This is a genomic window from Niallia sp. CD-39, from assembly GCF_059874745.1.
In genome coordinates this window covers 38,472-58,826 of the sequence record NZ_JCBCPS010000006.1, presented here as the reverse complement: position 1 = coordinate 58,826, position 20,355 = coordinate 38,472, and the positions used below count along the sequence as shown (strand labels likewise).

22 protein-coding genes, 1 pseudogene and 1 riboswitch are annotated in these 20,355 nt (G+C 37.5%); of the genes and pseudogenes, 9 read left to right on the top strand and 14 right to left on the bottom strand.

What is annotated here, in order from left to right; genetic code table 11:
* Window positions 1-14 precede the first annotated feature (14 nt).
* The 3 genes from AC6F34_RS13590 to AC6F34_RS13580 form a co-directional block, all read right to left on the bottom strand.
* Window positions 15-959, bottom strand: a complete 945-nt coding sequence (locus tag AC6F34_RS13590; RefSeq protein WP_500773027.1) for a hypothetical protein — start codon at window positions 957-959, stop codon at window positions 15-17.
* A complete protein-coding gene (locus AC6F34_RS13585; RefSeq protein ID WP_500773025.1) occupies window positions 956-1,507 on the bottom strand; it encodes a signal peptidase I in 552 nt (183 codons plus the stop codon). The genes AC6F34_RS13590 and AC6F34_RS13585 overlap by 4 nt, the downstream gene beginning before the upstream one ends.
* A 134-nt stretch (window positions 1,508-1,641) precedes the next feature.
* Complete coding sequence (locus tag AC6F34_RS13580) at window positions 1,642-3,357, bottom strand: ABC transporter substrate-binding protein (protein ID WP_500773023.1); 1,716 nt, start codon at window positions 3,355-3,357, stop codon at window positions 1,642-1,644.
* Window positions 3,358-3,452: 95 nt separating this feature from the next.
* On the opposite strand from AC6F34_RS13580, the gene AC6F34_RS13575 reads away from it, so the two are divergent.
* On the top strand, window positions 3,453-4,655 hold the full coding sequence (locus AC6F34_RS13575) for an MFS transporter (RefSeq protein WP_500773021.1): 1,203 nt from the start codon (window positions 3,453-3,455) through the stop codon (window positions 4,653-4,655).
* A 50-nt stretch (window positions 4,656-4,705) separates the two neighbouring features.
* Here the strand turns inward: AC6F34_RS13575 and AC6F34_RS13570 are convergent, their stop codons facing one another.
* From AC6F34_RS13570 to AC6F34_RS13555, 4 genes are all read right to left on the bottom strand, one after another.
* Window positions 4,706-5,032, bottom strand: a complete 327-nt coding sequence (locus tag AC6F34_RS13570) for a YunG family protein (RefSeq protein WP_500773257.1) — start codon at window positions 5,030-5,032, stop codon at window positions 4,706-4,708.
* Window positions 5,033-5,140: 108 nt separating this feature from the next.
* On the bottom strand, window positions 5,141-5,749 hold the full coding sequence (locus AC6F34_RS13565) for a histidine phosphatase family protein (RefSeq protein ID WP_500773019.1): 609 nt from the start codon (window positions 5,747-5,749) through the stop codon (window positions 5,141-5,143).
* A gap of 16 nt (window positions 5,750-5,765) precedes the next feature.
* Window positions 5,766-6,158, bottom strand: coding sequence for a RidA family protein (locus AC6F34_RS13560; protein WP_500773017.1), 393 nt, complete (start codon window positions 6,156-6,158; stop codon window positions 5,766-5,768).
* Window positions 6,159-6,294: 136 nt separating this feature from the next.
* Window positions 6,295-7,329 carry a 2,3-butanediol dehydrogenase gene (locus AC6F34_RS13555; protein ID WP_500773015.1) on the bottom strand — a complete coding sequence of 345 codons (1,035 nt, stop codon included), beginning with the start codon at window positions 7,327-7,329 and terminating at the stop codon, window positions 6,295-6,297.
* A gap of 105 nt (window positions 7,330-7,434) precedes the next feature.
* Here AC6F34_RS13555 and AC6F34_RS13550 point away from each other — a divergent pair, with 105 nt between their 5' ends.
* Entirely contained in the window at window positions 7,435-8,343 is a 909-nt protein-coding gene (locus AC6F34_RS13550; RefSeq protein ID WP_500773013.1) for a LysR family transcriptional regulator, read from the top strand.
* A gap of 135 nt (window positions 8,344-8,478) precedes the next feature.
* Here the strand turns inward: AC6F34_RS13550 and pdxR are convergent, their stop codons facing one another.
* Window positions 8,479-9,870 carry a MocR-like pyridoxine biosynthesis transcription factor PdxR gene (gene pdxR, locus AC6F34_RS13545; protein WP_500773011.1) on the bottom strand — a complete coding sequence of 464 codons (1,392 nt, stop codon included), beginning with the start codon at window positions 9,868-9,870 and terminating at the stop codon, window positions 8,479-8,481.
* A 107-nt stretch (window positions 9,871-9,977) separates the two neighbouring features.
* On the opposite strand from pdxR, the gene AC6F34_RS13540 reads away from it, so the two are divergent.
* Complete coding sequence (locus tag AC6F34_RS13540; protein ID WP_500773009.1) at window positions 9,978-10,682, top strand: aspartate/glutamate racemase family protein; 705 nt, start codon at window positions 9,978-9,980, stop codon at window positions 10,680-10,682.
* 168 nt (window positions 10,683-10,850) lie between these two features.
* Here AC6F34_RS13540 and AC6F34_RS13535 read toward each other — a convergent pair.
* From AC6F34_RS13535 to AC6F34_RS13525, 3 genes and pseudogenes are all read right to left on the bottom strand, one after another.
* Window positions 10,851-11,606 (bottom strand): annotated as a pseudogene (locus AC6F34_RS13535) (3-oxoacyl-ACP reductase).
* Window positions 11,607-11,958: 352 nt separating this feature from the next.
* Window positions 11,959-12,058: riboswitch (TPP riboswitch) on the bottom strand.
* 55 nt (window positions 12,059-12,113) lie between these two features.
* On the bottom strand, window positions 12,114-12,608 hold the full coding sequence (locus tag AC6F34_RS13530) for a hypothetical protein (protein ID WP_500773007.1): 495 nt from the start codon (window positions 12,606-12,608) through the stop codon (window positions 12,114-12,116).
* A gap of 355 nt (window positions 12,609-12,963) precedes the next feature.
* On the bottom strand, window positions 12,964-13,443 hold the full coding sequence (locus AC6F34_RS13525; protein ID WP_500773005.1) for a hypothetical protein: 480 nt from the start codon (window positions 13,441-13,443) through the stop codon (window positions 12,964-12,966).
* Between the two features lie 102 nt (window positions 13,444-13,545).
* Here AC6F34_RS13525 and AC6F34_RS13520 point away from each other — a divergent pair, with 102 nt between their 5' ends.
* Window positions 13,546-14,052, top strand: a complete 507-nt coding sequence (locus tag AC6F34_RS13520) for a cysteine hydrolase family protein (protein ID WP_500773255.1) — start codon at window positions 13,546-13,548, stop codon at window positions 14,050-14,052.
* Between the two features lie 420 nt (window positions 14,053-14,472).
* Here the strand turns inward: AC6F34_RS13520 and AC6F34_RS13515 are convergent, their stop codons facing one another.
* A complete protein-coding gene (locus AC6F34_RS13515; protein WP_500773003.1) occupies window positions 14,473-15,108 on the bottom strand; it encodes an NAD(P)-dependent oxidoreductase in 636 nt (211 codons plus the stop codon).
* A 152-nt stretch (window positions 15,109-15,260) separates the two neighbouring features.
* On the opposite strand from AC6F34_RS13515, the gene AC6F34_RS13510 reads away from it, so the two are divergent.
* Complete coding sequence (locus tag AC6F34_RS13510) at window positions 15,261-15,695, top strand: Rrf2 family transcriptional regulator (protein WP_500773001.1); 435 nt, start codon at window positions 15,261-15,263, stop codon at window positions 15,693-15,695.
* A 66-nt stretch (window positions 15,696-15,761) separates the two neighbouring features.
* Here the strand turns inward: AC6F34_RS13510 and AC6F34_RS13505 are convergent, their stop codons facing one another.
* Complete coding sequence (locus tag AC6F34_RS13505; RefSeq protein ID WP_500772999.1) at window positions 15,762-16,979, bottom strand: MFS transporter; 1,218 nt, start codon at window positions 16,977-16,979, stop codon at window positions 15,762-15,764.
* 142 nt (window positions 16,980-17,121) lie between these two features.
* Between AC6F34_RS13505 and AC6F34_RS13500 the strand changes: the two genes are divergently transcribed.
* On the top strand, window positions 17,122-18,003 hold the full coding sequence (locus tag AC6F34_RS13500) for a LysR family transcriptional regulator (protein WP_500772997.1): 882 nt from the start codon (window positions 17,122-17,124) through the stop codon (window positions 18,001-18,003).
* A gap of 51 nt (window positions 18,004-18,054) precedes the next feature.
* Here the strand turns inward: AC6F34_RS13500 and AC6F34_RS13495 are convergent, their stop codons facing one another.
* Window positions 18,055-19,044: a choloylglycine hydrolase family protein gene (locus tag AC6F34_RS13495; protein WP_500772995.1), complete on the bottom strand. Its 990-nt coding sequence runs from the start codon at window positions 19,042-19,044 to the stop codon at window positions 18,055-18,057.
* Window positions 19,045-19,184: 140 nt separating this feature from the next.
* Here AC6F34_RS13495 and AC6F34_RS13490 point away from each other — a divergent pair, with 140 nt between their 5' ends.
* Genes AC6F34_RS13490 through AC6F34_RS13480 form a run of 3 tightly spaced genes read left to right on the top strand, consistent with a single transcriptional unit; the run spans window position 19,185 to window position 20,335 of the window.
* Window positions 19,185-19,397: a helix-turn-helix transcriptional regulator gene (locus AC6F34_RS13490; RefSeq protein WP_500772993.1), complete on the top strand. Its 213-nt coding sequence runs from the start codon at window positions 19,185-19,187 to the stop codon at window positions 19,395-19,397.
* Window positions 19,390-20,133: a hypothetical protein gene (locus AC6F34_RS13485; RefSeq protein WP_500772991.1), complete on the top strand. Its 744-nt coding sequence runs from the start codon at window positions 19,390-19,392 to the stop codon at window positions 20,131-20,133. The genes AC6F34_RS13490 and AC6F34_RS13485 overlap by 8 nt, the downstream gene beginning before the upstream one ends.
* Entirely contained in the window at window positions 20,126-20,335 is a 210-nt protein-coding gene (locus AC6F34_RS13480; RefSeq protein ID WP_500772989.1) for a hypothetical protein, read from the top strand. The genes AC6F34_RS13485 and AC6F34_RS13480 overlap by 8 nt, the downstream gene beginning before the upstream one ends.
* The last annotated feature ends 20 nt before the right edge of the window (window positions 20,336-20,355 follow it).

The following is a 20,355-nucleotide window of genomic DNA, read 5'->3' as shown; positions in this document are numbered from 1 at the left end:
GACTGCCTTTTTTCTTAATTGTTTTCTTTAAACCAATTGTACAACTCGACAGACTCAATTTTTAAGTACGGTCCATTAAACCTTGGAAAAGTTACGACACCATCCTGTAATACTATATCGTTTTTATCAGATCTCCATTTTCGATTGTTCGCGACAGAATCGTCCCCTGCAAAGTAGTCAAAGTCCGTAATCACACGGTACACTTGGGTTACTCCATCAGGGAAGAAATCTTCAACAACGCGGAAGTTCCCGACTGTTTTTTCAAACGAGCCATTTGGATTGCCATCCCCCATCGTTACTTCAATTACTCTTTTGCCGTCCTGATCATAATAGAAGTTAATTTCTTTCCCTGTAGTTACTCTAGTTGCACCATTTGAAGTAGATTTAAACTCAATTTCTCCCGTTGTATACGGTGGGCCAACAGGCTCTTCTTCTACCAATTCATCCACTTGTGTAGCGATTACTTCTAGTTTTATATTTCCTGTCCTTCCTTGAAAATCGATATCACGATCACTATGTGGCCAGCTTACAAATATTTTGAACTTCTCCTCGTCTACATCAGGTCTAAAAGAAGATTGAAAATCAATAGCTACCCATTTATCACCGATTAAACGTTGTAAGGATAATTGAACGGGGGAATCTTGACCGCTTGGAAACAATTCACCAGAAGGGGTAAAGTTTACTGTATACTCAACTGGCACCTCAGTATCGTTCTTATTAATCTGGAAAGCATACACTTCTGTCAATTCCATTCCTGGGTAAAGATTCCCATCAATTGAGAATTCCCCATCTCCAATTGTTCTGCCTTCATTATTGACTGTATCCACTGTGAATTTGGCAGCAGCTAATGTATTTCCATCACTGACAAATGTTTTTGTAAAATAGGCAACCGTCGAAATCATTGCAGCTACTATGAACATCATCGCTACAGAGCCGAATACAATTTTTTTGTTTTTCAAATTCTTTCTCCCCTTTTATATTTTTCTTTTCTCATCTCTAAAACGAGCTTCTTCCCAATCATGGACAAAACCATACATAGAGTGATAAAAATGATGATTGCTACCCCAGCCCCACCCTGTAATGACTGAATAAACGAGCCTATGTATGGAAAATGCCAAACAAGCTTTCCCTCCAGTTGATCCGCTCTAACAAGTTGTTCATCTACAATGTTATTCGCGTCTCCTTTCGTTTCGTAAAGAGCTTGTCCATCTTTAAATTCCATCTCATTAACCCTATGAGTGACTAATGTAGTGTCATTTAGCTTGTAAGTAATCACATCATTTACCTTAATGGCACTCGGCGGTACTTCTTTTACAATAATGAGAGATCCAGCATCAACATTCGGTTCCATACTACCAGTCAAAACCGTCATCATCTTAAAGCCGAAGAGATGTGGGCTTTGATCTGGGTTCACTTTTCCTTGCACCAAAATAAACATGGATCCAATTCCAAAAAGAATAAGGAGTGCAAACAACCCATTAGAAAGATATTGAAAGATTCTTTTCAATAAACCACCTCAATATAGATTATTCTGTTCTTTTTTAAGAACGATTTAAGTATAGTATATCTTTCTATTTAATTCAATATATAGTTTATTATTGTTCTTTATAAAGAATAGCGTTCTTTTGAGGGAATTTCTATCTATCTCTTAATCCATAGCTTCGTAAAATCTAGATGACCGTATGATTGGGACACTGCATCCTGTAGGATAGGATCGAGCTCCCTTTGTACTTTTGGATGATAAAGAAAAAGAAATAACCGATGTTCATGTATATAATCCTCTATTTTCTTCAATACCTTATGTCTATCTACTGCCGAAAGAGCTGTTTCGAATTGCTTCAGCATGACCGCAAGCACTTTAATGTGATCTTCCCTCAGTAAAAAGGTGATTAACGCCTGATCCTTAAACAAACTCAAAAACGATAGATGAGTGTCATAATGAAAGGCGATACCTAGAAGAAAAAGGTCGACCATTTCTCCTACTTCTCCATTGGCATAAGTGTCATAGGACACTTTTCTCGTTTCCAGATGAATTCCTACCTTTTTTGCCCACTGTTGTAACCAAGTGGCTTCTCTTGTTGCATGTTTCGTATCGAAGTGACAAAGTATCAATGTCTCCCCCTTATAGTTCGCTTCATCCAATAATCGCTGAACTCGCTTTGGGTCCTGATGATGCTTTGCCCTCTTTTCATTCGTGAAGCCCGTTGCTTCAATGATTTCTAGGTTTAGTTCCCTTTTCATTACATCAATTTTATAAAGATGGTACATAGCCTCACGAAATGCTGGATGACTCACAACAGATTGTTCTCTTTGATGGAACATCAGCAATTGAAATCCAGAATGTTTTACTGAGATCACCTTGGCTTTTTCGTTACTGCTCTTTGATGTTGAAAGGTATAATGTATTTTCTGCATCCTTTGATACAGTATAAAAATGAATTTCGTCTATTAAAGGTCGTTCCTTAAAGTACCCAGAATGTGCTTGAAGAATTAATTTGTTCTTTGTTCTCTCTTTTAATGAAAATGGCCCCGTACCTATCCATTTTTGCTCATCGAATTCAACAGATTTAGGCAAAATACAAAATGCTGGCGAGCAGAGGTAACGAATAAAAAATGGATTTGGCTCCATTAATGTGATGGTTAGTTGATAGTCATTTTGCGAGGTCACTTCTTTAATCTGCTCCGTCAACCAAGAACGTGAATGTTGCGATTTACTAAGACGCTCAATTGTATAATACACATCCTCACTCGTGCACTCTTCATGGTTATGAAAGAGTACTCCTTTTCGCAAATAAAAGGTCCATATTCGGTTGTCCTCTACCGAATAATGGTGCGCTAGATGTGGAACTACCTTCTCCCTCTCAACGTCATATTTCACAAGTGTGTCTCCAAGATGTGAAACAATATGTGCCTCTAATGTGACGGCGAACTTCAAAGGATCTAATGTAGAAAAAGGTCGCGACTTGAATAAATAAAGGACATCCTGGGCTTCCTCATTTCGGTGGAGACCAAGACGATCACGAATGAGTAAAGATGATTTTGCAATCCATGCCTCTGGAATCGGCATTCGAAGAAGATGAGAGAGTTTCTCTAATTGATCCATGTCTATATAATTTCGAATCGCCCTCTCAACCTCATCTTGAAAGTCAGCAACATAGGTAATCTTTGAACGATTGCCTCTCCCTTTTCCAGGCTCATAGTATAGTAAACTCTCGTCCTCTAGCTGGTGTAATACCCTTTTCACATTGCGCCTTGTGCAATGCCATACTTCTTCTAGTTCTCCTAATGAGAATTCTACCTTTCGATTTTTCTCTCTTCGAAAGAAATGCGCTCTCATTTCCACATAGCGTTCATTCATTCTACTCACTCCTAAAAGGGGACAACATTTTCTAAATTGTACCCTTTTTAACCCTTTTATTAAAGATGATAATAGAGAGGCAAAGGAGGTAAACCATGAATAATTTCAATTATTACTTTTTTGGAACGATCATTTTTAAGTTAGTTGATAAAATGTATATATTTGCGCTTCCTTGGCTTATTTATGAAATTACACAGTCGGCTGCTAGCATGGGTTCGATGTTTTTCATTCAAACATTGCCCTATATTTTCATTTCTCCAATCGCTGGTGTTTTAGCAGACCGCATGCCAAGAAAATTACTGATGATCGGGAGCTTACTCTTTCAAGGAGTTTGTATCGGTCTCATTCCCTTGCTTCATTCGTTTGGTATATTACAAATTTGGCAGATTTATTTATTAGGTTTTCTGATCGCCAGTGCAGGAGCTTGCTATTCAGTCGTAAATAGTACCATCATTCCGCAGTTATTTAAAAAGGCGCAGTTAGTGAAGGTGAATTCCATTTTTCAATTTATTGATACGTCGTCCGTTTTGTTCGGAAGCATGATCGCAGGTGTATTGATTGCACAAATCGGGGCTTATTTTGTGCTCACTCTAAACGCCCTAGCATTTGTCCTGATTATCGTCTCCATTTTCTTACTTGACTTCCTCACAGCTCAATCAATGGCTAAAAAACAAAGTAATTCATGGGAGCAGTTTAAAGAAGGAGCACAATATGTTTGGAAGCACCCAACATTGAGGCCATTAACTGGTTTAATTCTTGTTGTTAATTTTGCAAATGGGGCATTGATTTCTATGCTTGTTTTCTTTTCCCGTGATAGCATCGGCTTATCTTCAACTGAAACTGGATTCATTTATACTGGAGCAGCAATCGCACAAATCGGGTCAATTATCCTTGTCAACTATTTGGGGAAAGGGAAGAACCCTATTCCGCTAATGCTAACATCCTTGCTCTTTAGCGCAATCGGCATCATCATTGTAGGAGCTAGTTGGAACTTCTTAAGCTTGCTTATAGGAGTTTCCTTACAAAGTGCACCAGTCATCTTATTTAATGTCCTGAATCGGACATATCGCCAGTCCATTGTTCCAACAGAGATTTTCGGAAGAGTCAGTGGTCTCATCTCAATGTTGAGCTTAAGCACTCTCCCACTCTCAGGCTTTTTAACAGGAATCTTTGCAGAGTTTATTGATATTCGCTTTATTTTTCTTGCTCTAGGCGTGTTCTCATTTCTATTCGTTCTGCGCTACAAAGCAATTGGGAAAATGAACGTTCCTGAACTAAGCTACAATCAAGGAAAATAATAGAAAAAGGACAGAAAGCACAGTTCACAACTCCTGCTTTTTTGTCCTTTTTATAAAAAATCAAGATTCGTTAAAACTTTTGAACTTAGATAGATATATTGCTCATCATTCGTATCCTTGAATGCTTCTTCTCTATTTGATGGTATATCCATGTAAATAATCTCTTTCATAAATTGAGATGCAGTAAAATCGAATCTCTTACCATTTATAACATTATAAAAGTGCCATCCTTCTGGCAATCTTGTTTTCTTAATTTCCCCACCTAGTAGATCATTTACAACTAACGATGTTACACCACACTGTCCCTTTGCTGGATTATCTTTACTCCATTTTGAACTTGAATCTAAAGACCAAGATTTAGAGACAGCGGACACTATTTATTCTGCTTTAAAGGTTAAATGCTCCAAGTAAACACCACTTCTATCTAAATTTTCTTCTTACTTAATTTCATTAGCTCATCAAACTCTTCAATTGCACAACTAAAGTTACAACCACATATAATCATCGTGAACATGGTCATCTAGATGCCTCGTGCAATTATATAGGTCACAATCCCAGCTGCCATTAACATTTTGAAGAATGGTGATGGACGTGTTTTCTATATAAGGTGTAGGAAACCTGTCAGGAAGCAATTGTCGTAGTGTTGCACCAATTAGGCCACCATGACTAACAACTAAAATCTTTTGACCAAAAAATTGTTGATGGACTTCTTCAAGAAAGGATCGCCCTCTTTTCGCAACATCCTCGAAGCTTTCCATTCCTAAATCCAACTCACGCCACTGGCTTCCCCACTTTTGGATTCTTTCCTCTTCAGTTGTTCCTTCAATGCTCCCACAGTTGATTTCTCGAAGTCTCTTGTCCAAACGTACAATTGGAATGTTGGCTTTATTGCTTATAATCTTTGCCGTTTCATGCGCCCTCGATAAATCACTTGTTATGATTACATCCCATCTCTTGTCATTTAAAAGACGTTCTCCAAGTTTACTCGCTTGTTGTGTCCCTTCATCATTGAGTGGAATATTCGTTAGCCCTTGAACCTTGCCGAGTGCATTCCATTCAGTAATTCCGTGTCTAATAAATCCAATCTTCGCCAACTAATCATCTCCTAATTTATATGATTTCTTTGCATGCCCATGCATCGATCTCAACTTTAAAAGCAGGGGCTGCTAGTGCTACAACATAGAGCATTGTTGTACATGGAAGATGTTCTCCTAAAAAATCCGCTATTATCTTTCTTCTTTTGTTTGGATCAAAATCTCCAACTAAATAGAAAACTAGTTTCGTTAAATCTTCTATATTCATATTAGCAGCCTCTAAATTTTTCCTTATATTTTCTAAAGCAACTTTCAATTGGTCCATTCCATCGTCTGGAACAGTGCCATCGATGTTCATGCCTAGTTGCCCTGAAAGTGTAAGCCACCTATTTGGCCCTGTCACCTCAATTTGGTGTACATAAGGCGCAACTGGTTCATGTATCGTGCTTGGATTTCTTGTTTGCTTCAAACCATTCCCCCCTTTATTTTTGATAATTCAAATTATACTACAAATAGTACTAATCTCTTAAAAGTAGCCAGCTTTTCCACAATAAGAAACCCGCTGTATCTTAATCGATTCCAACGGGTTCAAGTTAATAGAATATTTATGGTTTAACAAGGATTTTCGCTTGTTTTACATCGTTCATTAACTGATTAAAACCTTCCTCAACAATATCATCTATAGATATTTTCTTCGTTATCACTTCTTTTACATCTAATCGACCAGTAGAAATCATGTCAATTACCTCTGGAAATACGTGGCGATATGCTAATGTAGAAGTTACATCAGCTGCTTTAAACATGATTTGCCCCATGTCTACACTAACAGGTTTAGAGTAAACAGCTATAGCCATGATCTGACCACCTTGTTTTACCGAAGCTACAGCATTTGTCATCGTCGCCTGTACTCCAGCACATTCATAAGCAACACTTACTCCACCATTCGTAATTTGATAGATCGTCTCTACAATGTCATTTCTACTACCGTCTATAACCGTTGTTGCTCCAAGTTCGCTTGCCTTTTTTAGCCTTTCAGCAGATAAATCAATCACAATTATATTTGTAGCACCCGCTGCTTTTGCAGATAGTAAAGTTAACAATCCAATAGGACCAGCTCCAAATATGGCTACAGAATCTCCTGCTTTTAATTTACTTTCTCTTACTGCATAGAATGAAACTGCAGTTGGTTCAACTAGAGCCCCTTCTTCCAATGATACATTGTCCGGAAGAACATGAACCATCTCTTCATCAACTACTGTATATTCTGCAAAACCGCCATCACGATTTAATCCTACAAACCCCACCTTGGCACATTGATTGTAATAGCCTCTTTTACATGCATAGCATTCGCCACAATAGATAAGTGGTTCAATCGTTACTCTCTCACCAATTTTATGTTTTGTTACCCCATCACCTAACTCAATAATTGTTCCCGAAAATTCATGTCCTAGAGCAAATGGTGGTTTCACTCCACTAATCGGATGTGGTTCATTTGATATTCCATGTGAATATGCATGAAGATCACTGCCACATATTCCTGCCCACTCTACTTTTACTTTTACTTGATTAGATCGTACAATTGGTTCGTTTACCTCTTCTACTCTCAAATCTTTTGCATCATGTAATACAGCTGCCTTCATTTCCTCATCCCCTATTCTAATATAAGAATAGTATAACAATTGAATGACATAAGGAAAATTTAATATAATTAAACAAGCGTTTACTTTTACTTAAGGTGGTTTACGATGAATATTGAACAATTAATGTACATTGTAGAAGTAGCAAAAACAAAGTCTCTTGCTAAAGCCGCAAAGACATTAAATATTACTCAATCTGGTTTAAGCCAGGCCATCACCAAATTAGAATCTGAGCTAAACATAAAAATATTTGAACGTACCAATACTGGAGCCATCGCTACGAAAGAAGGAGATAAAATTATAGAAAAGGCTCATGTTGCTTTACTTGCTATACATGAAGTCAAGGAGGAAGCACATAACCAGCTAAAAACAAACGATTATCTCAAAATTTCAATGATTCCAGGATTAATGAACCCTATCATTGATACCTATCTACATTTTAAAAACCATTATTCTACTTTTAAAATTGAAGTAGATGAAAAAGGCAGCTTCGACATTATTGAAGACCTTAAAAACGATGAGATAGACATTGGCTTTATTGCCATAAATCAAACACATCTTGATTTAGTAAAAGAATTTGAGTTCATTCCCATTCTGAATGGAGATTTAAGGGTCTATGCGTCAAAAGACTCCACTCTATTTAAAGAAGACGAACAAATTACAATACACTCATTAAAAGATCAATTATTCGTCCTCTACAATGATGATTATGTTGAAGAGTGCATATCAACTATACAAAGAATCATTGGGCCAGTTGATATTTTCTTGAGGACTACAAATATAAATCTCATCATGAGAACCGTTTCAGATCTTAAAGCACTTACGATCGGACATGACCTTTCTATTCTTTATGATCAATCACTAAATACAAAAGCGCTTAACATAGCAAATTTTATGGACACTTCGTTTAAGTTTGGATGGATTAAAAAGAATGACTATAAGTTATCAAAGGAAGCTAAAGCATATATTGAAAAAGTGAATCAATTCTTGCTAAATACTAAAAATCATTCTACATAAAAAAGAAAGACAAATGAGGCTCGGAGAAGGAGGAGAGCGCATTGAATTAGAGAGCTTGCCAACTCTTCTCGTCCTTGTCACCTGTCCTTTCCTATTGATCTAATAGGACATCTCATTAGTGAGGATGCTCTTATCCTAGTACGTCATCAATACAGAAGCAATGCGTGAAACACCAAGTTCTATTTGTTCTTCTGTTAAGCTTCCATAACCTAAAACAACTTGATTTTTATACTTTCCTTTTGTTATCGCATAATGCTCCACAGGGTAAACTTGTACACCAGCATCTTTGATTTTCTCTATTAGTGCATCATCAAATATAATGTTTAAAAACTCAACGACTAAATGCATGCCAGCTGCCTCTCCAATGATTTTGCAGAATGAAAAATGCTTGTTTAATGCATGAACCAAAGTGGCTCTTCTCCGTTTATAAATACGCTTCATTTTCCGAATATGTTGATCTAAATAGCCATCTTCTATAAATTTAGCCATCGCTAATTGCTCAATCGTACTTGTATGACGATCCGCATACCATTTCAACTTTTGGAACGACTGAATCAGCGCAGGCGGCAATACAACATAGCCAATTCTAATTGCTGGAGACAGGATTTTGCTAAAGGTTCCAACATAAATCACCTTATTCGGATCGAGGCTTTGCATCGACGACACAGCAGTCCCTTCATAGGTGAATTCACTATCATAATCATCTTCAACAATATAACTATTCATCTTTCTCGCATACTCTACAAGTTGGATCCTTCTCTGGATGCTTAATGTAATGCCTGTTGGAAATTGATGAGATGGAATAACAAATACAAAGTTAGAAACTTCCTTCTCTGGAAGACATGCTGGGATGATTCCCTCTTCATCCATTGGGATTGGCATCACTTTTGCACCAGCTTGTGAAAAAATCCCGCGCATTTCGTCTGTTACAGGATCTTCTACTGCAATCGTGTCCAACGTCCCAGCTAACAATCTAGTAATGAGATAAAGTGCCTGGGTTGCACCAGAAGTAATCACAATTTGTTTAGAGGAACAAATCACTCCTCTTGTACGCGATACATAATTCGCAATACTTGTTTGCAATCGTTCCTCACCAGACGGATTTCCATAACCAAAAATATGTTGATCGACATCAAAGCAAATGTCTTTCACTAGCTTTCCCCATACTCTTCTTGGAAAATGATCCATTGCAGGATGCGCAGCACGGAAGTCAATGACATCTTCTTTCTTTCCTTGTTGTGTCTCGACTATTCTCGGATTTTGAATAGATTCCACCTGTAAGGCTACTCCTGAAGCCACGTAGGTCCCCGATTTTTCTTTCATATAAATATAGCCTTCATACAACAGCTGTTCATAAGCCGCTAAGGCGGTATTTCTAGAAACTCCTATTTGATTAGCCAATTCTCGCGATGATGGCAGGCGCGTTTCTGCAACAAGCTGCTCACTTAAAATGAGCTGTCGAATCTGCTGATATACCTGTTTTGTCAAACTAGTCTTACTCTCACGATCCACTTCAAACCAAATCATCTATTCACACCCTATCTGGTACTATAAATATGTTTATTTATTGGCTCTATAACATACCAGTATATCATGATAAGTTTGAATAAACTTAAAAAGGTGGTTAGTGAGAGATGAAAACGATCGGACTAATAGGTGGGCTTAGCTGGGAATCAACAGCTGATTATTACAAACGAATCAATGAATATGTAAAAATGCAATATGGTGGGCTCAATTCAGCAAAAGTTGTGATGCATTCATTTAACTTTCACGAAATTGTGGAGCTACAAAATACAGGTCGATGGGATGAGGCAACGAACGAAATGATCCATGCTGCACAATCTTTAGAGAAGGCTGGGGCTGACCTTATTATCATTTGTACAAATACGATGCATTTAATGGCAGACGAAGTCCAATCATCTGTTTCTATACCATTGCTTCATATTGTCGATGTCATTGCAGCTGCAATCAAAAAGCAAGGACTGTCTACCATCGGATTATTAGGTACGAGGTTTACGATGGAGAAGAATTTTTATAAGGAAAAATTAGCAGAGCATGGGATCGAAACAATGATTCCAACAGATGAAGACCGTACAACTGTGCACAATGTCATTTACGAGGAATTATGTCAAGGAACGATCTGTCCGAACTCTAAAGAGGCTTATATAAATATAATTGAACGGTTAGTAGAAAGAGGAGCTGAAGGTGTCATTCTCGGCTGTACAGAAATCCCTCTGCTCTTATCTGAAGAAGATTCTACCATCCCTCTATTTGACTCGACAAAGTTACATGCAGAGTATGCTGCACAATTTTCTTTAAAGGAAACAATCCATTCTTGATTCTAAAAGATACCACGATGTCTTTTCTAATTGGTAGATAATCTAGCAATTAGAAGAGGTATCGCATCGCTAAGAATTTGTATTCTCCATTTCGTAGAGATTTGATCTATGTATGATTGCATCACTTGAAGGTTGTTCCTCTGTTTGGAACAACCTTCTTAGCTCTATTTAGTTAAATGTTAAACCACTGTCGACAACGAGGTTTTGGCCAGTGATGGCTCTCGCTTTTTCCGAACCGATAAATGCAACCGCTTCTGCTACATCTTGTGGCGTCGTAACACGATTTAGTGCTGAACTATTTGCTATAAGTTGGAACACTTCTGGTGTTGTTACAGCACTAGCGTCTGTTTGTTCGAGTAAGCCACCTGAGATCATATTTACCGTAATGCCAGCAGAGCCTAATTCTTTTGCCATATTTCGTGTGAATCCCAACAAAGCAGCTTTCGCTGTTGTGTATTGATGATAGGGTACTACAGGGTTTTGGAAAAGATTCGTACCAATTTGAATAACGCGCCCATAGCCTGCTTCCTTCATAATAGGTAAGGTAGCTTGAATCACATTTAACGATGCTTTTACAGCACCTTCAAGCTGTTCTTGATAATGCACCCACTCTAAGTCCTCTACTTTAGCTTGTGCAATCGGATCGAACTTAAAATTGACAAGTGCGTTGTTTACAACAACATCAATGATTCCGAATGTTGCTTGCGCCTTCTCAACCATTGCTTGTACAGATGACTTCTCTCACACATCTGCCTGAATAGCAACAGCGCGATTCGTACCAATTTCTTCTACTAATGCATCTGCAAGCTCCTTGCTTTTATAATAGTTAATGACGATATTGTAGCCTTGTGCAGCAAATGTTCTTGCAATCTCTCTTCCTAAACCTCTACTTGCTCCTGTAATCAACACTGTTTTTCTTTGCATGATTCATCCTCTTTTCCTTGTATTTAATCAAAATATGAAAAGACAAAAGAATGCATTTGAAAGCAACTTGGTGACTAAATGATAAAAAGCTCTCCAATGTTGGAGAGCTCAGACTGTTGATAAACGCTCGCATACGTCGTTATTTGTCTCACTCGTCCCCTCATGAACCGTGTGTTCTATTCGGGTCTTCATTCGACCGCACGCCTAGTCTGACAAGCGTTTTCAAGACATTCTGAGGGTTTCTCTTATTATCAAAAAGTACTACGAAAAAAATGTAGACAAAGTCAAAATCGACTTTGTCTACAATCTCAGCTCTCCAATGTTGGAGAGCTTTGTGTAATCGATTCGTATACATCAACCATACATTGCTCCCTACGCTCGTCTTAACGAACAGGTTCTAAGGGTCAGGTTTTACCTTCTCAACTCTAATAAGAGTCCCCCTGCAAATCATATTTCAATTGATTTAACACTATCATACAAACATACTAAACTCAACGGAAGTACTCTCTACTTTTTCACCCGCTTTTTTCTTTTCATTTTCTTCCTGCTTTGATCGGCACTAAGCTTCATAAGACCGTAAATAAAGACAAAGGCTAGAAGAATAAGTGTATAATTTATGTACCAGAAAAGCGGCGCATATGGTACGCCAGTAAAGAGTGTTAGGATGTAATTACAAATCGATAAGACTACTAATAAAATCGAGAACTCAAGGATAATTTGTAAAAAGGCAACCGTTTCTCTTAAAAACCCATAGTAAAGCAAGGCGAGGATTAAAATGATAAACAGACCAATAAAGAAGAAATCCATGTACCTTGATAAAACGAGAACCGTACTATACTCCGCATCGGATAATGCGGTGCCTCTTTGCACATACGTTTGATTCATATGAATATGAAAAGAAGTTAAAAGAATACTGCATATAGACATTATGATCGCAAAAAAACGAAAAGACTTCGTTTGCGTATGCTGCTTCCATTCTTCAAAAGCAAAAATTTGTTTCATGCTGTCACTCCACTATAATAGTATGAATATTCAATACCATTATAGCAGATAACAGTACCAGCAGAAGTCCAACTAAGTTAAAACATTTTGTAAAACTGATAAATCAATGGGTTTGTAATAAAGCCAAAAACGAATAGAAAAATCATGAGTTTAATAAGCTTTATTCTCATTCTCACCATTGAAAAGAGAACCAACCAGCAAACGAGAGGGTATAGCATGAAAGAGAGAACCACCGCAACAATCAGCGCATTTATAGGTGACTGTGTCATCCACTCAAGCCACAAATGGATAGTCCATTGAGCGATGCAAATCAAAATCCACATACAGAGCCATAGTCGAAAATGGAGAATCCTCATTACGTTAAATGTGTAACACGCTTTTTACTTTTTATCGAAGAAAGCAACAGAAAAACAGGAATAGAAAGTAGATAGATGATTGCAAATTGAACACTATAGGATCTATGCTCATGGTGAAGAACACCTGAATGAATGACAAGAAGTTGACCAACTATAACTAAAACAACAAATAAGGAAATTTGCAAAAGAGATAGACGAACAAGGCTTTTAACCCCATCCTTTTTCCAATACTGCCATATGAAGAAAAGAGTAACCGAAATAATAAGACCCCATGTTAAGTCTATGGTTTGCTGTAAGTTTCTACCCGCAGTCATCCTTTCGACAGTGGAAACTTGGCCAATCGGAACTTCAAACCATTTGTAACGTTGAATATAAGCGAGCGTATGAATAATATAGGCAGCCGTCACAAAACATGCATATAACAAGAAATACCTGTTTTTCACAAAAGAAAAGGAGAAAAAAGATCGTAGTTTCCCCACACAAACACTCCTTAATATTAGAATATTTATACTATTATACCAATTCGGGTTATAATAAACAAAGAGTGATTGAAGCATAAGGAGAGAATAAACTTGAAGGCAATGCTTGTTATTGATGTACAAAATGGAATGTTCATAAAAAATGAAGAAGTCTATCATGCTGACAAACTTATAAGGAGAATTCGTAAACTGATCAATAAAGCCCGTTCAATTGATGTCCCGATTTTTTATATTCAACATAATGCTCCTAGTGGTAAGCTATTAGAGAACGGTACTTCCGAATGGGAAATCGATCCTCAAATTAAACCTTTTAAAGAAGACATCGTTATCCAAAAAACGACTCCAGACTCCTTCTTCAATACAACCTTACATGATGAACTTCAAAAAAGAGGAGTGACAGAATTAATTTTGGCAGGGATCCAAACTGAATTATGTGTTGATACCACTTGTAGACGCGCCTATAGCTTAAATTATAAAGTAACCTTAATTTCTGATGCACATAGTACATGGAATTCGAATGAATTGAGTGCTCCAAAGATTATTTCCCATCATAACCAACTGCTTAGGTGGTTCGCAAGAGTCATTTCACATGAAGCTTTTGAGTTTTAATCTGTTGTCTACCTTTAAACATAAAATTTTTACGTGAGGTATGAAATCTATGGCACTCTTCTTTTACATTACTCCCATTATTGCAATCATTTTTTTCGTTAATTTGGTAGCGCTGCTTAAAAAAATTCAAAAAGGGGATCCAACTACCGCAAATAACACTGCTTTCGGTGCTATTATGTTTGCCTATCTCATTGTTATGATTCTTCTATTTTCTGCAGGATAATGATTACAAACAGGTGCTTCTGCAAAAAGGAAATCCTCAGAATGTCTTGAGAACGCTTTTAAGACTAGGCGTAAAGTCGAATGAAGACTCGAATAGAACAGAGGGTTCATAAGGGGGATGAGACAAACAACGACGTATGCCAGCGTTTGTCGGGTAATCTGAGGTGCTTCTCAATAAAAGAAGCACCTTTTTAATAATTATTCCCCTACAACAGTAAAGCGGTCATTTTCATGACGTGGGTTTTCGATTTCATCAACGAAAGCGATTGCGTAATCGGAGTAACTGATATAGCTATCTCCTTTTGAATTTACGAGTAGCTTACTTTTTCCCAATTTATATGATCCAGTACGCGGACCATTCGGATCAAAGAATGCTGACGGGCTAACATGCGTCCATTGTATTCCTGTCGAATTCTTTAATTCTTCTAAGCTTGCGCCCATATACTTAGCTGTTGGTAAGAAGGCTTCTGGAAAGTCAAGTGTATCGTACAAACGAATTGTTTCGTTTTCATCAACGTATAAGCTGCCGGCACCACCTACTATCATCAACTTTGTTTGCGGAGCACCCTTTAACGCTTCAATCAATACCTTTGTTCCATCCACATATTGACTCTCTTCACCCATCGGCGCTTTAAAAGCATTTACAACGACATCGAACCCTTCAAGATCCGCCGTCTTAAGATCAAAAAGATTTTTTTCTACTACCGCTACCTGATTGTTTTTCACTTTTTTCACGTCTCGTACAATGGCTGTAACCTCATGCCCTCGTGAAACAGCTTCGTCTACAATTAAACTTCCTGCTAAACCACTTGCTCCAATTACACCAATCTTCATTATTGCTACCTCCTGCACATTTATTGTAACTAAATCGATTACATGTAATCATTATAGTTACAGGTTATCATCCTGTCAACCCTTCTTAAAATACACTTTCTTTTACGGTATACTTATAATATGTCCAATTACGAAAAAGGAAGTGACATAAAGTGTCAATTAGTAGCCGCCTGTCTGTAGGCATTCATATATTAACCCTATTAGCACTCGATAAAGAGATGAATCATACATCAGAATCAATCGCCTCAAGTGTCAATACAAACCCCGTTGTCATACGGAAAATAATGGGTATGTTAAAAAAAGCAGGACTACTGCAAAGTCAGCCAGGGATTGCTGGAGCAAATTTAGGAAAAGATCTATCCTCAATCAGCATCTATGACGTATATAAGGCAGTCAATGTCGTTCAAGAGAACGAGCTTTTTAACATTCACGACAAACCGAATCCCGATTGCTTTGTCGGACGGAATATTCAAGACGCGATTGAACCATTATTTGCTTCTGCGCAATTAGCAATGGAAAAAGTATTAAAAAATGTGACATTAGAGGATGTCATTCAAGATATTTCTCACAAAGAAAACTCCCAATAATAAGGGAGTTTTCTTTATAGATAGATTCGTCAATTTCGGATTACACCGTTCTAAATAGCGCTTCTTTTACACCGCATGTGTTTTGATTTCTTTTTGAGCCACTTTCACCTCGTCCCGATGAAGAAGGTAGGCAAGGAAGTAACCAATCGCTAAAAAGACTAGTACGAAGAGCACAACTCCCGTCCACTGTAAATCCCCCCACAGCATTCCTGCCATTGTTCCTCCAACACTAGAACCCATATAGTAGGAAAAAAGATAAAGCGATGAGGCTTGAGCTTTGTTATGTGTTGCCCGTAACCCGACCCATCCACTAGCAATAGAGTGACTACTAAAGAAACCGTAGACAGTAAAACAAATTCCTAGTAGTTTGATAAGTAAGTTTGTGTTTAAGGTTAGCAACGTGCCAATAAGTAAAACAGTTATGCTAATAAGTAATAACTGCTTCCTACTAAAGCGATCAGCTAGTCTCCCAGTTATAACAGAGCTAAACATTCCAAAGATTAAGAGCAAGTAAACCCAACTGACTACATTTTGACTCAGTTCATAAGGTTTATCTAGAAGAACATACCCAATATAATTAAAGAGTGCGATATTGCATGCAAGCAGCAAAAAACCTAGCCCGAATAACGGAAAAAGACTTGGATTTCTTAAATGCTGAAACATTGAGCTACTTAACCCTTTCAGATCAAATGTCTTTGCACGAAAGTTCGAAGAGTTCGGAATAAATACCCAAAATAGAATGCTAGCGAGTAAGCTAATCAGTCCGACAAGTAAAATCGCTGTTTCCCAATTTGTTAGGCCCGTAACGATACTTGAAAAAAATCTCCCGAATGTAGCACCAACTAAATTCCCACAAATATATAACCCCATAGCCGAACCTAGATGCAGTGGATTGATCTCTTCGCTTAAATAGGCCATTGCAATTGAAGGTAAACCCGCTAACGCAAAACCAACTAGCATGCGCAATAGCAAAAAGGTCGTAAAGTCTTGACTGAGTGGGGTAATGATGCATATAAGTGATGCGACAATTAAGGAGACGATCATCAAAGGTTTTCTTCCCCACACTTCAGATAATGAACCAAAAATTAACAAACCAATTGCGAGTGTCAATGTTGTTAATGATAATGACAAACTCGCCGTTGCTGGTGTTACACCAAACTCTTCTGTAAAAACAGGGAGAATTGGCTGCACAGCATATAGTATGGCAAATGTATTAAATCCAGCTAAAAAGAAAGCTGCATTGATTTTGCGATATAATGGTGTACCTTTTTCAGCATAAGTCATGTAGTCATCCCAGCAATTTCTTGTAGCACAATAAAACGTCCCTTCCATTATTTCTCTTTCATTTATCGTATCACCAATCATTTATGTTGTATAATGCATTATAAACATACAATTAATCCATTTTACGAATAAGGAGAATTCTATGGAATGGCATCACCTGCATTATTTTCAAACATTAGCAAAGATGGAGCATATGACAAAAGCTTCACAACAATTGTCTGTTTCGCAACCTGCACTGAGTAGGGCAATTGCGAAGTTAGAAGCTGAAGTTGGCGTTCCATTATTCGATCGAAAAGGAAGAAACATCTCATTAAATAAATTTGGTAGGCTTTTCTTGCAAAGAGTTAATAGAATGGTTCAAGAATACGAGGAGGGTTTAGCAGAAATCCAAGCATTAATTGACCCACACGCAGGAGAGGTGACATTAGGTTTTATTCATACGCTCGGGGCAAATTATATTCCAAACTTAATCCGTGACTTTATGAAGCAGCACCCAAAAATTAAATTTAAGCTTGTCCAAAGCAACTCTCATACATTGCTTGCTCACTTAAAGGACGGAACCGTGGATTTAGCTTTCTTATCTAATTTAGCTTATGAACCACCTATTTACTGGGAAACGATTAAAAATGAAGAACTGTACATTACCTTACCTAAAACCCACCCACTTGCCAACAACATTGAAATTAATTTGGCAGACTTACAGAATGAAGATTTTGTGATGCTGAAGGAAGGCTTCTCTTTACGGAACACAGCTGATCTCCTGTTACTCGATGGCGGGATCGACGCAAATGTAACCTTCGAAGGTGAGGAAGTTTCCACGTTAGCAGGGTTTGTTGCCGCAGGACTAGGGATTACACTAATTCCCCGTATCGATGAAGCGGATCAATTAAAACTCATCCAAATAGGTGTGAAAAATGCAAAGCATAAGCGCATCATTGGTCTGTGTTGGAATACCCAAATGTTCCAATCACCTGCAATGAATCAACTAAAAGCTTATATTTTGAAGCATCTTAAAGAAACTTAGTTCGTATGATTTAGGGCCATTTGTAATCAGCATGGCCCTCTAAAAAATCACTTAATTTTGAAACCTAACAGATTGTTTTGTAGGAAAAGGATATTTTTTCACTCTATTCCCATTCACATCTTCATGAGATAGACGAATTGCATTTATTCTTTCGTTATTGTAGGTCTGATAGTAATAAGTGCCAGATTGGCTGCACATCACACTTGTATAAATCGTATAGGATGGCTTTCCATCATCTAATTCGATTCCACGCGGTACTGCACAATTTTGCAGTGACTTTAACGCATTCCGTACACCATCCAACTCTCCTTCAGCAGCTTCAATATGATTGTTTAGAAAGGCTGCACGTACAAACCTTGATGGAGAGGAAAAATCACCAGGCATTCCAAATGTCCCACTTACAATTTCCGCCTGCTTCGGTTTATAACTACCCCAAATAGATGGATTAGGGTCATTCGTGCTTAATGCGGAATATTGTCCTAGATTCAATAAATGCCACCTAAAGTCTGGGCTATTTGCCATCACACCGACCTTATTATCATAAATTTTCAACCCTTGCTTCGTTTGCTCAATCACAATCTTTTTCCCATCGCTGTCACTAAAGATCCAATGCATCGGTGGTACTTCACCAATCGCTTGAAGAGCCTTTCCTATTATATTGACCATTTTCAACTCTTCTGTTAATTCATTTACTGTAGAAAACTGAGACAATGCCCATAACAGCACATCGTAACAACTAATATTAATCTTATTTGTGATTAGAGTTTCACTGTATTCAGCAAATCCTTCGAAATATAGTACAGCTCCCATTAAACCTTCTTCATTCTGTCCATCGAATATTACGACATGATTTTTCTCAACAAATCCCATCCCTAAAAGTGCGTAATTATTTGATAATACTCCTCGATCCTGTCTATTTATCCATTTATAATTCCGCGGCAAAAAATATACCCCATAATCAGTCGGTATGTCTACAAAGTCCATGTTTCTCGCCAATAAACTTTTCTGATCCTCCGTTCTAATCGTTAAACTCGTACACAAGTTGCTCCCTCCTCTAACGGTCATTGTATCCTTACAATCATATGTGGCCACCCTTTTAATTATGAAAAGGGTAGATATACTTGACATAATGTTAAGTATAATTTACATTATGTATATAATAGTTCACACGGAGGATTTTTATGTTAAGGAATCGGGTAAAGGAGTTACGTGCAAGGCATGGATTTACACAGAGTGATCTTGCGCAGCGTGTCGGAGTAACAAGACAAACAATTGGTTTTATTGAAAAGGGAGAATTCTCTCCCTCCATCACGCTTTCGCTACGCTTAGCAAACCATCTACAAATTAAGGTAGATGAATTATTTTGGTTAGAAGGGGAAGATTCAATTGACTAAAGATCTAAGATTACAATTGCCTTTATGGAACAGTGCCGTCTTTCTAATTTTAATTCCATTAATGAACAGTATGCTATACATTATCCACGAAGCATTCAAGGGATTTAGTGCAATATCTGAGTCAAATGAGTTTATCGTCTCATTCTCATCTTATATCCCTATTTTCCTTGTTTTTATATCTAGCTTCATGCTGTTAACGATTTGGATCGTTCTATATTTCAGAAAGATTTCCAAACATAATCAGCAACATCCTAATGAAAGAATTCCATTGCTAGCATCATGGCCTTCTGAATTTTCAATTGAAAAGGACGAAATGGTTAAGAAAGTGGCAGAACAAGCCACACGTAAAGTGTATATTTTTTATGCGAATTCACTAGGACTATTGCTTTTTCTCTTGCTATTCCCATTGCATCAGAGCATTTATATTACATTTATCCTAGTAACTTTAATCGTTCAGCAATTGATCTATTACATGGAAATGAAGCGATACCATAAAGGCACTTTTTCATTTTCAGATCAACAACCAATGAAGAGAAAAACTGAAAAGAAAACACTAATAACAATTACTTCAATTCTTATACTCTTATTTAGTACGACTCTTGTCACCTTATTTGTATTAAACGAAAGAAACAACCAGTATGTTTCAGAAGCAATCGCTTGCATGGAGGATGGGAAAAATCTACTTGTTGAATATTCCTCTAATCCATTTAAAAAGCCAGAGGTGACTTGTGATTAAGCGTAAAAATGAAGATCTTCTTTCACTAGAGCGCCATAAATTAAGGCAGCAAATCCAACAAGACATCTGCAATGACCTAAACATTGTCGCTGCCTTTTATGGTGGTTCAATTGGAGAGAAAAACGAGGATGCATATTCAGATATTGAAAACAACTTGCCTTGCTACAATCATGGGATTGTGATCGTAGCCAAGATAGAATAATGAAAGTAGCAAAAAGCATG